This is a genomic window from Mycobacterium sp. 1164985.4 (assembly GCF_001668575.1).
Classification (GTDB): Bacteria; Actinomycetota; Actinomycetes; order Mycobacteriales; family Mycobacteriaceae; genus Mycobacterium.
This window is the reverse complement of the sequence record NZ_LZMD01000111.1, coordinates 25,179-40,282: the sequence shown is the minus strand read 5'-3', so window position 1 is coordinate 40,282 and position 15,104 is coordinate 25,179. Positions and strand designations below refer to the sequence as shown.

Sequence of the window (15,104 nt, the reverse complement as noted above, 5' to 3'; positions counted from 1 at the left end):
TTACGCCAGCTTCGCAACGGCCACTGCGCGGCCGAAGATCTTCTTGCCACCGGTGGTGGCCGACAGCGCAATGGTCACCGATTTCGTCTCGGGCTCAACGGATTTCACGCGGCCGTTGAAGACGATCTCCGCGCCGATACCGTCGTTGGGAACCGGTACGACGGCGGTGAAGCGCACGTTGTACTCGGTGACCGCGGCGGGGTCGCCGACCCACTCGGTGACGTAGCCGCCGCCCAGCCCCATGGTGAGCATGCCGTGTGCGATCGCGGTGTCCAGGCCGACCTGCTTGGCGATGTCGTCGTCCCAGTGGATCGGGTTGAGGTCACCAGACACACCGGCGTAATTGACGAGGTCCTGCCGCGTCAGCGGAATCACCTTCTCGGGAAGCTCGTCACCCTTCTTCACCGATGCGAACTCACGCAGTGGCATCTGAAAAACCCTCTTCTCCGTCACCCGACCGACCCGCCAGGGTCGTGAATGTCTCCTGTACGACGTCACCGGCTTCGTTGGTGACGATGTTCTTGAGCACGACGATGTCGGTGCCGTGGGCTTGGCGCACGGAGTCGACGTACACGTCGCAGTAAAGCTTGTCGCCGGCGAAGATCGGCTTGGCGTACTTGAGCACCTGGTCGACCTGCACGATCTTCGCGTCTTTGATCCCGACCCCCGCGTAATCGAAGAACGAGGTCTGCGCCATGTAGCCGAAGACGCTGGTGAACGTCAGCGGGGCAGGAAGGGCCTTATGGCCGAGTTCGGCCGCGGCGTCCTCGTCGAAGAACACGCGAGCGTCGTTCTTGACCGCGGTCGCGTATTCGCGAATCTTCTCGCGGCCCACGACGTAATGGTCGGGGTAGCGATAGTGCATCCCGACGATCCGCTCGGTCAAAGACACAGTTAGTGAACCTACCTAGTCAGCCGGGCGACGCCCATGGGGGCTCGACTCAGCGCGATTCCTTGTGAGGCTGGTGCTTGCCGCAGTTCGGGCAGAACTTCTTGATCTCGAGCCGGTCCGGGTCGTTGCGGCGGTTCTTCTTGGTGATGTAGTTGCGGTGTTTGCACACCTCGCACGCCAAGGTGATCTTCGGCCGTACATCGGTACTGGAGGCCACGTTCTTTGTCCTTCGTCTACGCGTTCATTTGCCTGTAGCGGTGGGGGGGCTCGATCCCCCGACCTCACGATTATGAGTCGTGCGCTCTAACCAGCTGAGCTACACCGCCCCGGGATCCGGGCGGATGTCCGCCCGCTCACCGAGCCCCCTAACGGAATCGAACCGTTGACCTTTTCCTTACCATGGAAACGCTCTGCCGACTGAGCTAAGGGGGCCTGCCTACTTCGAGGTCCGCGCACGTGGCGCGAGCCTTAAAGAGGGTACAGTCTCGCCGATTGCCGCGCCAAACCGCTGATCACCTCAACCGCTACCGCCCGACTCTAGCCCTCGAGTGATAGGACGGAACAGTGACCGAACCCGGCGCGACCCGCGTGGCGGTGTACCTCGATTTCGACAACATCGTGATCTCGCGCTACGACCAGATCCACGGTCGTAACTCGTTCCAACGGGACAAGGCCGCCGGTTTTCACAAGCACCCGGGCCGGCTGACGCAGGCGACCGTGGACGTCGGCGCGATCATCGACTTCGCCTCGTCGTTCGGCACGCTGGTGCTGACCAAGGCCTATGCCGACTGGTCGACCGACGTCAACGCCGACTACCGCGATCAGCTGGTCGGCCGCGCGGTCGACCTCGTGCAGCTCTTTCCGGCCGCGGCGTACAGCAAGAACGGTGCCGACATCCGGCTTGCGGTCGACGCCGTCGAGGACATGTTCCGGCTGCCCGACCTGACCCACGTCGTCATCGTCGCCGGCGACTCCGACTACATTCCGCTCGCCCAGCGATGCAAGCGTCTCGGCCGCTACGTGGTCGGGATCGGCATCACCGGATCGATCAGCCGGTCGCTCACCGCGGCGTGCGACGAGTACGTCTCCTACGACGCGCTGCCCGGCGTTCCCCCGGTCCAGTCGGACGCGCCGAAGAGACGCCGGACCAAAGCCGACGCCGAGCAGGAGCCCGATGCTCCCGACCCCAAGGCCGCGGCCACCGCGCTGCTCGAGCGCGCGCTGCGCATCGCGCACGGCAAGGACGATTCCGACTGGTTGCACAATTCGGCGGTCAAGGCGCAGATGAAGCGGATGGACCCGTCGTTTTCGGAGAAGTCGCTCGGGTTCCGTTCGTTCAGCGACTTCCTGCGCTCGCACACCGACCTAGTCGAGCTCGACGAGAGCAGCACCATCCGCATGGTGCGGCTGCGCAGCCAGGACTGAGCCGCCGATACGCTGACGGTATGGCTTCGGATCGGCTCTACTTCCGTCAGTTGTTGTCGGGTCGCGACTTCGCGACCGGCGACATGATCGCCCAGCAGATGCGCAACTTCGCCTACCTGATCGGCGACCGCGAGACCGGCGACACCGTGATCGTCGACCCCGCCTACGCCGCAGGCGATCTCGTCGATGCGCTCGAGGCCGATGGCATGCGCCTGTCCGGCGTGCTCGTCACCCACCACCACCCCGACCACGTCGGTGGCTCGATGATGGGCTTCGAACTCAAGGGGCTGGCCGAACTGCTGGAGCGCACGAGCGTGCCGGTACACGTCAACCAGCTTGAGGCGGACTGGGTTTCGAAGGTCACCGGAATCGCTCGCAGCGAGCTCACCGGGCATCAGCACGGCGACGTCGTCAAGGTCGGCGAGATCGACATCGAACTGCTGCACACTCCCGGCCACACCCCGGGCAGCCAATGCTTCCTGCTCGACGGGCGACTCGTCGCCGGCGACACCCTGTTTCTGGAAGGGTGCGGCCGCACCGACTTCCCCGGCGGCAACGTCGACGACATGTTCCGCAGCTTGCAGGCCCTGGCGAAGCTTTCCGGTGACCCGACGGTGTTCCCCGGCCACTGGTACTCCGCCGAGCCCAGCGCGTCCCTGTCGGAGGTGCGCCAGACCAACTACGTTTACCGGGCGAGCAACCTCGACCAGTGGCGCATGCTGATGGGCGGCTGACCTTCGACCGCACAAGGTCCGGTTGACGAAAAAGCGCCGGTCCGAGCGCTGCTGCGCTATTCTCCCGTTTGCTCGGCGCCCCGCGGCGCGTACCGGGAGGACCGCTTGCGATGACGACGCCACCCACTCCCGCCGGCTGGTATCCCGACCCTGACGACGCTGCCGCCCAACGGTATTGGGACGGATCGACATGGACCGAGCACCGCTCACCCGATCCGGCACCGCGGCCCGCTGCGCCGGCGGCCCGGAACAACCGCAGACTGCTGACCGGTTACCTCGCCGCCTGCGGTGCGCTGCTGATCGTGTTGGTCCTCGCGGTGGTCTACGGCGTGTTTCTCAACGACGCCGACGACATCGCCGCCGCCACGAGCACCTTCTCGACCGAGACCACCACCGCGGCGACCACGACCGCCACCGACGAGGCGGATGCGGCCGAAGTCTCCACCCCCGCGCTGCCGCCGGCCGGTGCAGTGACCGTCGACGGGCCGCTGTCGTTCACGCTGGTCGATGTCGAGACTGGGACGACCGTGTCCTCGACCGAGGCGCCCGTCGAGAAGACCGCGACGGGCGAGTACGTCGTCGTGCGCCTGTCGGTGGTCAACAACAGTGACGCCGCCGCGCAATTCCTCGGCACCCTTCAAAAGCTGCACGCCGCCGACACGGTCTACTCCATCGACGACGAGGCGACGTTCTACGTCGGCGGCGGAGTCGTCGAGATTCCATCGGGCGCCGAGGCGCAGGTCGGCCTCGCATACGACGTGCCACCAGGAACGGTGCCGGACTTCGTCGAGGTGCACGCCGATCCGCTCAGCGTGGGTGTGCAGATTCCGCTGCCGTAGCTTTCCGTCAGACTGGCGGGCGTGGCAGACACGCTGTATGCCGACGTGTCGGAGTGGCAGGTCGGCGTCGACGACAGCTATCCGTATTCGGTGTTGTGCATCCGCTCCAACGATGGAACGTATCGAGATCGCCAGTGGCGCAACAACTATGACTGGTGCCGCCGCAATGTCGACAACGGGCGTCTGGCATTTTTCATCGTGTACTTTGTATGGCGGCCCAACTGGCGCGAAACCGTGGACACGTTCCGCGATCAGGTCGGCACCGCCCACCCGAAGATGGCGGTCATGCTCGACGTGGAGTCATGGGGCGGGCAGCTCGGCGGCAACCATTCGACGGGAATCAATGCGACCCACCGCGAGGTCGGGACGTTCGTCGGCAGCGCCGCGAAGGTGATCGGCTACGGCAACGTCAACGACCTGAACTCCCTGTGGCCTCACAAACCGCCGGGCATGCGCCTCGTGGTCGCCGCCTACGGCCACAATCCGCCGTGTCCGGGCAAGGTGGCCCATCAGTACACCGACGGCACTGGATACGGCGGTGGTTTACCGGAGGGTGCACCACCGTTCGGCAACTGTGACATGAACTCGGCCGACGGTCTGAGCCCTGGAGTGTTTGCACGTGCATGCGGCATATCTGCCGAAGATCTCGAATTTCTAGACAAGAGAGCCGCATGGGGGCAAACTTGTAGACCCTAGCGTCAAAAATTCGGGCCGGGGGGCCAAGATGAAGAAGCTAGTGCTGTCCTTCGACCGCAATCGTGGACATTCCGGACCCGAAATCGCCACGAACGCGCTCCGACTTCTCCATTCGCTCGACGAGGCCCCCGATCAAGTTGCGTGGTATCACCCGGGGCTCTCAGCAAATCATGGTTCACCGCTGCACCCCTTCAAGGACGCCGCCGACGACGCTCGCGCGGCCATCGCGGAGGCGTACCGATTTCTGGTCGACCATTGGGAGCCCGGGGACGCGATCTACTTCTTCGGCGTCGGTCGCGGCGGCTACTGCGCCCAAGCGCTGACCCGGCTGCTCGCGACCGTCGGCATCTTGCCCGACCTGGCCGACTTCGTGCTGGACGCATACGCGTTGCCGCGGACGGGTCGCACCGAACAGGACTGGACACGGGTCACGCAGATCGCGGCACGTCTGGCTCCTGAACGCGAAATCCCTGTCTCGGTCCGATTTTTGGGTCTCTGGGACGCGGTGCGCATGCCCGGCTTCACGCGCCGGGCGGTACCGGCCCCCATCGCGAACGTCGAATCCGGCAGGCACGCCGTGGCAATCGACGGCCGGCCCGGCGAACGGTTGACGACCTCGACGTCGGAACGCGTCGAGGAAGTCTGGTTCCGCGGCGCCCACTGTGATGTCGCCGGCGGACCGGGAGCCTGCAGGCAGTTGGCCGAGATCTGTTTCGACTGGGTGCTCGACGGAGCGGTCGGCGCGGGTCTGGCGATGTCCGACGAGCGCATCGACGCGCTGCCTGCGCCCGGGCAGTACGACGCGCTCGCAGAGACCGCCCACACGCTCTCGCTCCGCAGGCTGCCAGAGGACGCCGCCGTGCACGCCAGCGTCGAGCTGTACCTGCGTGACCATCCGCAGTACTGGAAGCGCCTACCGTTCCGCGTGACGTGGTCCGACCTCGACTGGGCGGCGCGCGGTGAGCGCCTGGTCCACGTCGCGGATACGCCGCCGACCGTCGCCGACGCGTCACTCGATGCCTCGTTCGGTGAGCTGGTCAGCAATATCCGAGAGTTGACCCCGGCAACCCGAGTGTGAGATATGTCCGCCGGTCACGATCGTTCCCGGCCAGCCGACTAATCGACGCCCACGCCAATTAGCAAAGGCTGTGGGATCCGCTGCTGCGTGATATACAGCGGTGCGTGGATTCGGATGGGGTTCTCGGCCTGTCGGCCGGTATGTGGACGGCGCTGGCCGCCTGGCTCGCCGTCGCGGTCGGGATAGCCGCGCTGGTGTACGCGTGGCGGCAGTATCAGCGGGTTCGGCGCCAAAGCGAAGAGCTGATGCAGCCCAACGTGGCGATGTTCATGGAACCGGCGGCCAACGACTGGCACCTCATCGAGCTCGTCGTCAAGAACTTCGGTCGCACACCGGCCTACAACATCCGCTTCGACTTCGCGCACCCGCCGACGGTGGCCAAGTACGAGAACGTCTACGACGACCGCTACGTCGACATCGCCCCTCTGAACCTGCCTGCCGAAATCCCTTATCTGGCACCAGGACAGGAATGGCGCATCGTGTGGGATTCGGCGCTGGACCGCCGCGAGCTCGGCGAGGCCATCGCGTCCCGGTTCGACGGCGCGATCACTTACTACGACAGGCACGGGCAGGCCAAGAAAAAAGATTCCCGACGCCGCTACCGCTCCACGGCGGTGCTGGACTGGTCCACGCTGCACCCGGTTGAGCGACTCGAGCTGTTGACGACCCACGACCTGGCCCGCCAGGAGAAGCAGAAGCTCGAACTGCTGCGCCATCTGCTGACCTACTACCAGTACGCGGCCGGCGAGAGCCGCGAAGACGTGCTGCGCCAGGAGATCAATCGCGTGCGGTCCGCGGTTGACGAGCTGCGTGACCGATACCGGACGGAATCCGAAGGCCCACAACGGAAGCCGCGCAACGGCGCCGCGCCCGGTCGACCGGTCGACATCGACGCGGAGTTCGAGGAAGCGCACACGCAGATCCTCAGGACCGATACGGCCCGGCATCGCATCGCCTGACACGCCGCGCGGTGGAGCCCGGTAACCCCTCGCTACCGGGCTGTCTCAACGGTAGAAAGGTGGCGACCAGACGTCGCGCGTAGCGAGCTACCCCAGTCTCTTGCATTCGTAGCGAGGTTTCGTAACATCGATACGATTAGCCGCCGCATTCAAAGGAGAAGCGATGAGCAACCTCGTTGGCTATGAACTCACGGATTCCGTCGCCACGATCACCCTGGATGACGGCAAGGTCAATGTCCTCGGCCCCGCCATGCAGACCGCGATCAACGAGGCGCTCGACCGCGCCGAGACGGACGGCGCGAAGACGGTGGTGATCGCGGGCAACGGGCGCGTGTTCAGCGGCGGGTTCGACCTGACCGTGTTTCAGTCCGGCGATGCACAGGCGGCCCACGGCATGCTCGCGGGCGGATTCGAGCTCGCGGTGCGGTGCTTGACGTTCCCCGTCCCGGTGGTCATGGCCGCGACGGGTCCGGCCATCGCGATGGGGTCGTTTCTGCTGCTTTCCGGCGACCATCGGGTGGGTCAGCCGAAGACGCGCTGCCAGGCGATCGAGGTGGCGATCGGCATGACGATCCCGATCGCTGCGCTGGAGATCATGCGGTTCCGGTTGACCCCCGCGGTCTATCAGCGAGGCGCTGCCCTCGCGTCGACATTCGTCGGCGACGAGGCCGTCAACGGCGGCTGGCTCGACGAGATCGTCGAGGCCGATCGTGTGCTGGCGCGGGCGCAGGAGGTCGCGACGGAGCTCGCGAACACTGTGCACGCCGGCGCGCACGTCGGGACCAAGCTGAAGGCCCGAGAATCGGCGCTGCGGGCCATTCGCGCCGGAATCGACGGCTTGGCAACCGAATTCAGCCTCGGCTAGGTCGGTCCGGTGCCGAGGGCGAAGCAGCGCACGCCCGAACTGAGGGACCATCTGTTGAAGGTGGCGATCGCGACCCTGTCCGAGGAAGGAATCTCTGGCTTCACCACGCGACGGGTCGCCGAGCGGGCGGGCACGTCGGTGCCCGCGGTGTACGAGCTGTTCTCCGACAAGGCCGGGCTGCTGCGGGCGATGGTGTTCGACGGGTTCCGGCTGCTGGGCGCCGAGCTGGAGACGGTGCCGCTGACCGACGATCCGCTCGCCGACCTGGAACGGCTGGTGCCGGTGTTCCGGTTATTCTGCCGGTCCTATCCGCGCCTCGCCCAGCTGATGTTCGCGCGGCCGTTCGCCGAACTCGAGCCCGGACCCGACGAAGCGGCGGCCGGCGCCTCGGTGCGTGAGGCGTTCACGGGACGCATCCAGCGCTGCGTCGACGCGGGGCTGCTGGCCGGCGACGTCGCCGACATCGCCCATGTGCTGCTGGCGCTCGCGCAGGGCCTCGCGGTCCAGGAACTCGGGCGGTGGTTGGGGTCGTCGGCGCCGTCGATCGAGCACCGGTGGAGGCTGGGCGTGCGGTCCCTGCTGGACGGATTGCGCCCCGCCCCATCGTGATTTCGGTGTCCTATCGGTCGCTGAGCGATAGTTAGAGCACCCAAACCCCCCACTTCTGGGGCGTTTGCCCCATGTGAGCGGCCGGCCGGGTGCCACACGATGACGACCATGACCAAAACACCACAGGCCTTCGCGGCCGCCACCAAGACCATGCCCTTACCCGACGGAGACGAGGAGCGCGTCGTCGGCTTCGGCGTCATGGGACTGCCCTTCGTCAACGGCGACTACCTCGCCTACCGCGACTTCCCCGAGACATCCTTCTCGCCTGCCTACAAATCGGTGTGGCACCGCACGCCGGACGGCGTGTGGACCTTCTACGCCACGACACCCGGCCCTCAGAGCTGCTCGCGGTACTTCAGCTCGGCGACACCGGTCGATCCGGTTGTATGCGCCATCGACGCCGAGTGGCTGACACCGTGGTCGCTCGCGATTTCGATTGCCGGAGTGTTGGATTGGCGTGTCGACATCGAGACGACCCCGGGCTCGCGGCTGATGAGCGCCATCGGGTCACACATACCCGCCGCGGCCGCCCGCAACCGACGGATGCTGCGGGTGATGAGCCGGATCGTCGGGCCGGTGCTCGGCATCGGCAGGGTGCGACTGACCGGCAACCTGCCCAACGGTCAGGAGTTCCGCATCGCGCCCAGGAGGGTGTGGGCGGTCGCCGACTCGTCGGCCGTCGTGCGGGGCGTCGACCTCGGCCCCGTCGGTCCGCATCCGGTGCAGGGCAACCTGGCCGACTTCCAACTGCCGCAGCGCGGCATCTGCGTGGTGGCGCAGGGCCGGTTCGAGGCGTTCGACGTCGCACGGCACCGCGATGCCGACCGTCTTGACCTAACGGGCTGATCCGGCCATGCCGACGGTGCAGAATCGGGCTGTGGCCGGTCCCAGCACCCCGCAGGCGCATCCGACCCGGGCGGAAGTGCTCGCGGCGCTGTCGGTCGCCGTCGACCTCGGCCTGGGCCAGCCCGCCGAACACATGCTGCGGTCCGCGCTGATCGCGACACGGCTGGCCGACCGCCTGAATCTGACTGCACAGCAGCGCGATTGCATCTATTACACGACGCTGATCATGTGGATCGGCTGTCATGCCGACTCGCACGAGTACGCCCGGTGGTTCGGCGATGACATTGCGGTGAGACGTAGCTCGTACCTCGTCGACTGGTCCGGACTGCCGTACCACCGCTTCCTGCTGGCCAACCTCGGCCGCGGTGAGTCGCTGCTCACCCGGCTGAAGACGGCGGCGACGCTGTATGCCAATGCGCGCGGACACATCTCGCAGCTGATCCACTCACATTGCACGTCTGCCGGACTGCTGGCCGAGCGCATCGGCCTCGGTGCCGACGTGCAGCACGCGCTGCGCCACACCTTCGAACGCTACGACGGCGGCGGGCTGCCGAACGGCGCCTCCGGCGACGGGATACCGATCGAGATGCGGGTGGCTCAGGTCGCCGACATGGTCGAGGTGCACCAGCGCGAGTACGGCGTCGACGGTGCCGTGGCGATGGCCCGCAGCAGACGCGGCGGCCAGTTCGACCCCGTGGTCGTCGACGCGTTCGTCGCCGATCCGGACGACGTCCTGTCGGTGCCGTCGACAGGAGACGCGTGGGCGACGGCGCTGCGGTACGCGCCCGATCGCGGCACACATCTCGACGGCGACGCGCTCGACACGCTGCTGATGGCGCTGGGTGAGTTCGTCGACCTCAAATGCCCGTTCACGCTCGGGCATTCGCGCGCGGTCGCCGAACTTGCCGCATCCGCCGCCGAGGTGCTCGGGTTCGACCCGGAGGCGGTCGCGACGGCGCGGCGCGCGGGGTACGTGCACGACCTCGGCCGGATCGGCGTCTCGAATCAGGTCTGGTCGAAACCGGCCACGCTCAGCATGGCGGAGTTCGAGCGGATGCGGCTGCACCCGTATCTGACCGAACGAATCCTCTCGCAGGTACCGGCCCTGAGGGAGATCGCGGCCGTCGCGGCCAACCACCACGAATGTCTCGACGGCTCAGGGTATCCGCGGGGCCTGGCCGCGCGACAGCTCGCGATGCCCGATCGCCTGCTGGCGTGCGTGGTGAGTTATCAGAGCGCGCTGGAACCGAGGCCCTACCGGGAGGCGCTGGGCCCCGCAGGCGCGGCCCGACGACTGCGGGAGCGGGTGTCGAAGGGGCAGTTGGACTCCGCCGCCGCCGACGCGGTGCTGCAGGCATCCGGGCACGCGTCGGGCAGGCGTGCGCCCAGGCCCGACGGGCTCACCGCCCGCGAGGTCGAGGTGCTGCGCCTGGTCGCACAGGGGGCGAGCAATAAGGACATCGCGGCCAGGCTGGTCCTCAGCGAGAAGACCGTGCGCAACCATGTCGAGCACGTGTACGCCAAGATCGGCGTCTCGAACCGGATCGGCGCAAGCATGTACGCGCTGGAACACGGGCTCGGGTCAGCCTGAGCCGGTGAGCAGTTCCCCCGCCCGGCGGTGATCGTCGTCGGCGTCGAGGGTGAGCACTCCGACGACGTCGCCGCCCGCTTCGTACCAGACGGTGAACCCGGTGTGGTGGTCGACGAACCGGGCACGGTCGTAGCCGACTCCCCACCCGCGGTACTTGAGCACGGAAGTGCCGATGGTGCAGGAGAACCCGGGCACGGTGTCCCAAGCTGCGGAGAAACCCGCGGCGGTCAGCCCGGCGACATGGCCCTGATGCGCGGCATCACGCCAGTGCTCGGCCGGGATCCGCCGGCCGGCGGTCACGTTGTGCGCCAGCGCGACATCGCCCGCGGCGTACACGTTGCGCGCCGACGCGTGCATGTGCTCGTCGACGACGATGCGCCCGTCGAGGGCCTGCAGACCGGCATTCTCGGCGAGGCGGATGTCGGGGCGTACCCCCGTCGCGCATACCACGAGGTCGGCGTCGACGGTCTCGCCGCTGCCCAGCGTCACGCGGGTGTCCTCGATCGCGGCCACAGTCGTCTCACCGGCGAACCGAACACCGTTGTCCGACAGCAACTTAGCGACACGTTCCCCGGCCTCGAGGCCGAACCTGCGCTGCAGCGGGACGTGTTCGGCGGCGACAATCATCGTGGCCACCCCGCGCGCGGCGAGGCACGACGCGGCCTCGCAGCCGATCAGTCCGGCGCCGATGACCACGGCGCAGTCGGAGTACCGCGCGGCCATCTTCAGCGCGACCGCGTCGGCGAACGAACGCAGCGTCAACGCGGACTCCACACCGGGGATCGGCGGCCGCACCGGGACGGAGCCGGAGGCCAACACGAGATGCCAGTAGGGGTAACGCTGACCGCCCGCCGTCACCACCTCCTGGCGGTCGACGTCGATGCGGTCGACGGTGACCCCCCGGATCAGATCGACGGCGTTGCGTTCGAACCACCGCTCGCTGTGCAGTGCGAGGTTGGTGTCGCGACCGCAGAGAAAGTCCTTGCTCAGCGGCGGCTTCGCGTACGGCAGCGCCGGATCGGTGGTCAGGATGCGCACCGGGATGTCGGGGTGTTTGCTCCGGAACGTTTCCGCAGCGCTCAGCCCGGCCGGCCCGCTGCCGACGGCTACAAACCCTGGAGCCACCACGGGTCCTGGGTACCAACTTCTGCGCCTCGATAACCGTGCGCCGGCGATTTGCCGCCGCGGCTAGTCGGTGATGCCCCAGACGAGGCAGAACGTATGCCCCGCCGGATCGCGGAACACCCGGAACTTCGAGTCCTCCTCGGCGCCGGCCACCCGCGTGGCGCCGAGGTCGAGCACCTGGTGTTCGGCCGCGTCCGGATCGTCGACCTGGATGTCGAGGTGGAACTGTTGCGAACCGTGCGGATCGGGGAAGCGTGGCGGCTCGTGCTCCGGTGAGTATTGGAACGCCAGCCGTCGGCCCTGCGGATCGGTGAGCACCACCCAGGTGTCGTCTTCCTTGGCGATGTCGCCGCCGAGGACGCCCGCGTAGAAGATGGCGAGCCGCATCGGATCCTTGCAGTCGACGACGGTTGATCGCAGCTTTCCGAGCATGCGTGCCGGGTTGCCGGTATCCAGGCGGCGCAAACGACGTTATGGCACCATCTGCGCATGAACCCCGAGGACGACCCGGAGGCGCGTATCCGGCAGCTGGAGCAACCGCTGGCCGACCGCGGCGCCGTCGAATTGGGCACATCGCAGCGGTCCGCAAATGACTACCAGACGTCAGCGCTACCCCCGCCGGTCTACGCGCCGCACCAACCTTTCCCCGCGCAGTCGCCGTACAGCGCGCCGCCGTTCGGGGTGTCCTTCCCGCCCGGGCCGGCGAAGAGCGGCGCACCACTCGGGTTGATATTCGGACTGGTCGCCGCGGTTGCGGTGTTCATCGTCACCGGCATCGGTGCGCTGGTGTGGACGCTGAATTCGAAGACGGAGGAGATCACCGGTCGCCCCGGCATTTCCATCGCGACCGGGGACGATCCCCGCGGCGGCAGCGTGACGATCGGCCCCTCCCGCGGGGCGCCAACCGTCGTGCTGCCCACTCAGCTGCCGAACGACGAACCCAAGGTCGCCGTCGCGCCGGCCGGCGGGAACTACAGCGTCTCCGGGGTCGAGAGGAACGAGACCGTCGAGTGCAATGGCAGCAACATCACCGTCAGCGGAGTCAACAACACGGTGACCCTGCTCGGTCACTGCCTGAGCGTGACGGTATCGGGCGTCGAGAATCAGGTGAGCATCGACAGCGCCGACGAGATCGGCGCGTCAGGGTTCGACAACCAGGTGATCTTCCACTCCGGTGATCCAGAGGTGAACGTGTCGTCGAGGAACACCGTCACCCGAGGCTAGGTGCGCCACTGCAGGATTCGCTCGGCCAGCTCGGGGCCGCAGTCCTCCTGCACGAAGTGGCTGCCGTCGATACGGGCATGGGGTTGACCGGACGCGCCCGGGACGTGCTCGATCAGCGGACGGTCGGCGCGGCCGAGGATGGGATCCTTCGCGCCGAAGATGCACAGGAACGGTTTCTCCCAGCGCCCCAGCGTATCCCACGCCGCGCGATTGGCCGGTAACGCGGGATCGTCCGGTTCCGTCGGCACCAAGGCGGGGAAGGCGCGGGCCCCGGCCTGAAAGCGCTTGTGGGGGAACGGCGCATCGTATCCGGTGCGAATGCGTGCCGGCACATCGGTGACCGTGCCCATCGCGACGATGCGTCCGGCCGGGAACACCGGCGTGTACCGCGCGAATGCGCGCCAGATCCGGAACGGAAGGTTCGCCCTGTTCTGTCCGGCCGGCAGGAAGCCGTTGGCGACGACGACGCGCGCGATGCGCTCGCCCTGCTCAGCGGCGATGCGCAGCCCGATCAATGAACCCCAGTCCTGCACGAAGATCGTGGTGTCGCGCAGGTCGAGCGCGGTGAACCAGGATGTGACCCACTCGACGTGGCGTAGATAGGTGTAATCCTCTGTGCGAGAGGGCTTGTCGGAACGACCGAACCCGATGAGGTCGGGCGCCAGTACCCGGAAGCCGCCAGCGGCCAGGGGAGGAATCATGGTGCGGTACAAGTAACTCCACGTCGGTTCGCCGTGCAGCAGGACGATGGGCCGGCCGTCGGCGGGGCCTTCGTCGACGTAATGCAACCGCAGCGGCTCGGTGTCGGACGCGGTGACGTCGACGTAGTGCGGCGCGAACGGATAACCCGCGAGGTTCGCGAAGCGGTCGTCGGGTGTGCGCAGAACGTCCATATGTGCTCCTCTCCGCCTCCTGCAGCTTAGGGCGTATCCCCCGATCGGTGGACACGCAATTCGACCGGCTCACCCTCCGGCCGGTCGACATACACAAGCCCCGCGGCGCAGCACTCTTGAGTCATCGCCGGAACACCGGCAGAGAACACGAACACCGAACTCAACGAGGAGATCGACATGAACGCCACCACCACCCGCCGCATCGCCCAGTTCTTCGCCCTGCCGGTCGTCGCCGCCGGAATCCTGGCCGGAGCCCTCGGCTTCGCCGGTGCCGCCAATGCCGGCACCTACTCGCAGGACACCACGCCGCGGCCGGGCCTCGTCGCCACGCCGAACGTCAAGGCACACCCGGCCACCGGTGCCCACCGCAACCACGGCATCAACCACCTGCAGCGGGTCCAGCCGGACTACCGCCGCTGATCACAAGCGCTTACCTCCACAGAGGCCCTCCCGGGCGGCGTATTTCCGGGAGGGCCTCCCATGTCAGCGCTGGTCAGCCCCGCGCCACCGGGCGCGACGGGTCCGAACTCCATTCCGACCACGAACCGGGAAACAGCGCGGCGTCCACTCCCGCCGCGGCCAGGCCGGCGATCGTCACGGCGGCCGTCACACCCGACCCGCAGTACACCGCGACATCGCCTGCGTCCTCGAACGCGCGGGCGAGGACGGCGTCGGCGATCAGGGTGCCGTCGTCGGCCAGCAGGCGGGTGCTCGGGACGTTGACAGCGCCGGGGATGTGCCCGGCGACCGGGTCGACGGGTTCGACGTCGCCGCGGAACCGTTCCGGCGCCCGCGCGTCGATCACGAGCCGCCCCGGGTCCTGCAGTGCGTCCGCGGTGACGGTCCGGCGGGCCCCGGCGTACAGGTCGAGGTGTGCGACGGTGACGTCGCCGGGTTGAGGGTCGACGGGACCGATTTGCAATGCGCCGCCGGCGCTCGTCCACGCCGCGAGCCCACCGTCGAGGATGCGGACGGCGTCGATGCCGGCCGCGGTCAGCACCCACCAGGCGCGCGCGGATCCGGCGCGATTCCAGTCGTCGTACACCACGACCGGCACCCCGGTCCGCACGCCCCAGCGACGGGCGGCCGCTTGGAGTGCGGTCCCGGACGGCAGCGGGTGCCGTCCACGGCCTTCGACGGTGTGATCGCTCAGCTCGTCCTCGAGGGAGACATACACCGCCCCGGGCAGGTGTCCCCGTTCGTAGGCTGCGCGGCCGTCGGGCTCGGCAAGCTGCCACCGCACGTCCAGCAGCGTCAGCGGTTCACCCGCATCGAGTCGCCGCGCCACCTCCGCGGCCGAGATCCACACCGTGTCGCGTGCGCTCATA

Annotated in this window: 19 protein-coding genes and 2 tRNA genes; 12 read left to right on the top strand and 9 right to left on the bottom strand. The window is 67.5% G+C overall.

Going from position 1 to position 15,104, the window contains the following annotated elements:
• From hadB to A5650_RS24525, 5 genes are all read right to left on the bottom strand, one after another.
• On the bottom strand, nt 1-429 hold the full coding sequence (hadB, locus tag A5650_RS24545) for a (3R)-hydroxyacyl-ACP dehydratase subunit HadB (protein ID WP_064345531.1): 429 nt from the start codon (nt 427-429) through the stop codon (nt 1-3).
• Nucleotides 416-892, bottom strand: coding sequence for a (3R)-hydroxyacyl-ACP dehydratase subunit HadA (gene hadA, locus A5650_RS24540; protein ID WP_067298211.1), 477 nt, complete (start codon nt 890-892; stop codon nt 416-418). Before hadA ends, hadB begins: the two co-directional genes overlap by 14 nt.
• Before the next feature lie 49 nt (nt 893-941).
• Nucleotides 942-1,109, bottom strand: a complete 168-nt coding sequence (gene rpmG, locus A5650_RS24535; protein ID WP_059101288.1) for a 50S ribosomal protein L33 — start codon at nt 1,107-1,109, stop codon at nt 942-944.
• A 35-nt stretch (nt 1,110-1,144) separates the two neighbouring features.
• Nucleotides 1,145-1,218, bottom strand: a tRNA-Met gene (locus A5650_RS24530).
• Between the two features lie 33 nt (nt 1,219-1,251).
• Nucleotides 1,252-1,324: transfer RNA gene (locus tag A5650_RS24525), tRNA-Thr, on the bottom strand.
• 132 nt (nt 1,325-1,456) lie between these two features.
• On the opposite strand from A5650_RS24525, the gene A5650_RS24520 reads away from it, so the two are divergent.
• From A5650_RS24520 to A5650_RS24475, 10 genes are all read left to right on the top strand, one after another.
• A complete protein-coding gene (locus tag A5650_RS24520) occupies nt 1,457-2,317 on the top strand; it encodes an NYN domain-containing protein (RefSeq protein ID WP_067298209.1) in 861 nt (286 codons plus the stop codon).
• Between the two features lie 20 nt (nt 2,318-2,337).
• Complete coding sequence (locus A5650_RS24515; protein WP_067298206.1) at nt 2,338-3,051, top strand: MBL fold metallo-hydrolase; 714 nt, start codon at nt 2,338-2,340, stop codon at nt 3,049-3,051.
• 110 nt (nt 3,052-3,161) lie between these two features.
• Entirely contained in the window at nt 3,162-3,890 is a 729-nt protein-coding gene (locus tag A5650_RS24510) for a DUF2510 domain-containing protein (protein WP_067298201.1), read from the top strand.
• Nucleotides 3,891-3,911: 21 nt separating this feature from the next.
• Nucleotides 3,912-4,586, top strand: a complete 675-nt coding sequence (locus A5650_RS24505; RefSeq protein ID WP_067298199.1) for a glycoside hydrolase family 25 domain-containing protein — start codon at nt 3,912-3,914, stop codon at nt 4,584-4,586.
• A 28-nt stretch (nt 4,587-4,614) separates the two neighbouring features.
• The gene (locus A5650_RS24500; RefSeq protein WP_067298198.1) at nt 4,615-5,664 is read left to right on the top strand and encodes a phospholipase effector Tle1 domain-containing protein; all 1,050 of its coding nucleotides are present in this window, start codon (nt 4,615-4,617) and stop codon (nt 5,662-5,664) included.
• A gap of 140 nt (nt 5,665-5,804) precedes the next feature.
• Entirely contained in the window at nt 5,805-6,623 is an 819-nt protein-coding gene (locus tag A5650_RS24495; protein WP_082950943.1) for a DUF8453 domain-containing protein, read from the top strand.
• A gap of 163 nt (nt 6,624-6,786) precedes the next feature.
• On the top strand, nt 6,787-7,488 hold the full coding sequence (locus A5650_RS24490; protein WP_067298194.1) for a crotonase/enoyl-CoA hydratase family protein: 702 nt from the start codon (nt 6,787-6,789) through the stop codon (nt 7,486-7,488).
• Between the two features lie 9 nt (nt 7,489-7,497).
• Entirely contained in the window at nt 7,498-8,097 is a 600-nt protein-coding gene (locus tag A5650_RS24485) for a TetR/AcrR family transcriptional regulator (RefSeq protein ID WP_067298192.1), read from the top strand.
• A gap of 108 nt (nt 8,098-8,205) precedes the next feature.
• On the top strand, nt 8,206-8,943 hold the full coding sequence (locus A5650_RS24480; RefSeq protein ID WP_502687107.1) for a hypothetical protein: 738 nt from the start codon (nt 8,206-8,208) through the stop codon (nt 8,941-8,943).
• Nucleotides 8,944-8,974: 31 nt separating this feature from the next.
• Complete coding sequence (locus tag A5650_RS24475) at nt 8,975-10,534, top strand: HD domain-containing phosphohydrolase (protein WP_231992798.1); 1,560 nt, start codon at nt 8,975-8,977, stop codon at nt 10,532-10,534.
• On the opposite strand, the gene A5650_RS24470 is transcribed toward A5650_RS24475, so the two are convergent.
• Nucleotides 10,526-11,662, bottom strand: a complete 1,137-nt coding sequence (locus A5650_RS24470) for an NAD(P)/FAD-dependent oxidoreductase (protein ID WP_067298179.1) — start codon at nt 11,660-11,662, stop codon at nt 10,526-10,528. The two genes, A5650_RS24475 and A5650_RS24470, sit on opposite strands and share 9 nt — an antisense overlap.
• Nucleotides 11,663-11,722: 60 nt before the next feature.
• Nucleotides 11,723-12,124 carry a VOC family protein gene (locus tag A5650_RS24465; protein ID WP_502687106.1) on the bottom strand — a complete coding sequence of 134 codons (402 nt, stop codon included), beginning with the start codon at nt 12,122-12,124 and terminating at the stop codon, nt 11,723-11,725.
• 24 nt (nt 12,125-12,148) lie between these two features.
• Between A5650_RS24465 and A5650_RS24460 the strand changes: the two genes are divergently transcribed.
• Nucleotides 12,149-12,883 carry a DUF3060 domain-containing protein gene (locus A5650_RS24460; protein WP_067298173.1) on the top strand — a complete coding sequence of 245 codons (735 nt, stop codon included), beginning with the start codon at nt 12,149-12,151 and terminating at the stop codon, nt 12,881-12,883.
• Here A5650_RS24460 and A5650_RS24455 read toward each other — a convergent pair.
• A complete protein-coding gene (locus A5650_RS24455; protein ID WP_067298172.1) occupies nt 12,880-13,776 on the bottom strand; it encodes a haloalkane dehalogenase in 897 nt (298 codons plus the stop codon). The two genes, A5650_RS24460 and A5650_RS24455, sit on opposite strands and share 4 nt — an antisense overlap.
• Before the next feature lie 177 nt (nt 13,777-13,953).
• Between A5650_RS24455 and A5650_RS24450 the strand changes: the two genes are divergently transcribed.
• Nucleotides 13,954-14,196 (top strand): hypothetical protein, encoded by a 243-nt coding sequence (locus A5650_RS24450; RefSeq protein WP_067298170.1) that lies wholly within the window; start codon nt 13,954-13,956, stop codon nt 14,194-14,196.
• A gap of 73 nt (nt 14,197-14,269) precedes the next feature.
• Here A5650_RS24450 and A5650_RS24445 read toward each other — a convergent pair whose 3' ends face one another.
• Nucleotides 14,270-15,103, bottom strand: a complete 834-nt coding sequence (locus tag A5650_RS24445; protein WP_067298168.1) for a sulfurtransferase — start codon at nt 15,101-15,103, stop codon at nt 14,270-14,272.
• Nucleotide 15,104: the final 1 nt, after the last annotated feature.

Coding starts and splice junctions, on each gene's coding strand:
- A5650_RS24500 (WP_067298198.1), top strand. CDS start 4,615: ATGAAGAAGCTAGTGCTGTCCTTCGACCGCAATCGTGGACATTCCGGA.
- hadB (WP_064345531.1), bottom strand. CDS start 429: ATGCCACTGCGTGAGTTCGCATCGGTGAAGAAGGGTGACGAGCTTCCC.
- A5650_RS24515 (WP_067298206.1), top strand. CDS start 2,338: ATGGCTTCGGATCGGCTCTACTTCCGTCAGTTGTTGTCGGGTCGCGAC.
- A5650_RS24445 (WP_067298168.1), bottom strand. CDS start 15,103: ATGAGCGCACGCGACACGGTGTGGATCTCGGCCGCGGAGGTGGCGCGG.
- A5650_RS24490 (WP_067298194.1), top strand. CDS start 6,787: ATGAGCAACCTCGTTGGCTATGAACTCACGGATTCCGTCGCCACGATC.
- A5650_RS24450 (WP_067298170.1), top strand. CDS start 13,954: ATGAACGCCACCACCACCCGCCGCATCGCCCAGTTCTTCGCCCTGCCG.
- A5650_RS24495 (WP_082950943.1), top strand. CDS start 5,805: ATGTGGACGGCGCTGGCCGCCTGGCTCGCCGTCGCGGTCGGGATAGCC.
- A5650_RS24480 (WP_502687107.1), top strand. CDS start 8,206: ATGACCAAAACACCACAGGCCTTCGCGGCCGCCACCAAGACCATGCCC.
- A5650_RS24510 (WP_067298201.1), top strand. CDS start 3,162: ATGACGACGCCACCCACTCCCGCCGGCTGGTATCCCGACCCTGACGAC.
- A5650_RS24455 (WP_067298172.1), bottom strand. CDS start 13,776: ATGGACGTTCTGCGCACACCCGACGACCGCTTCGCGAACCTCGCGGGT.
- A5650_RS24460 (WP_067298173.1), top strand. CDS start 12,149: ATGAACCCCGAGGACGACCCGGAGGCGCGTATCCGGCAGCTGGAGCAA.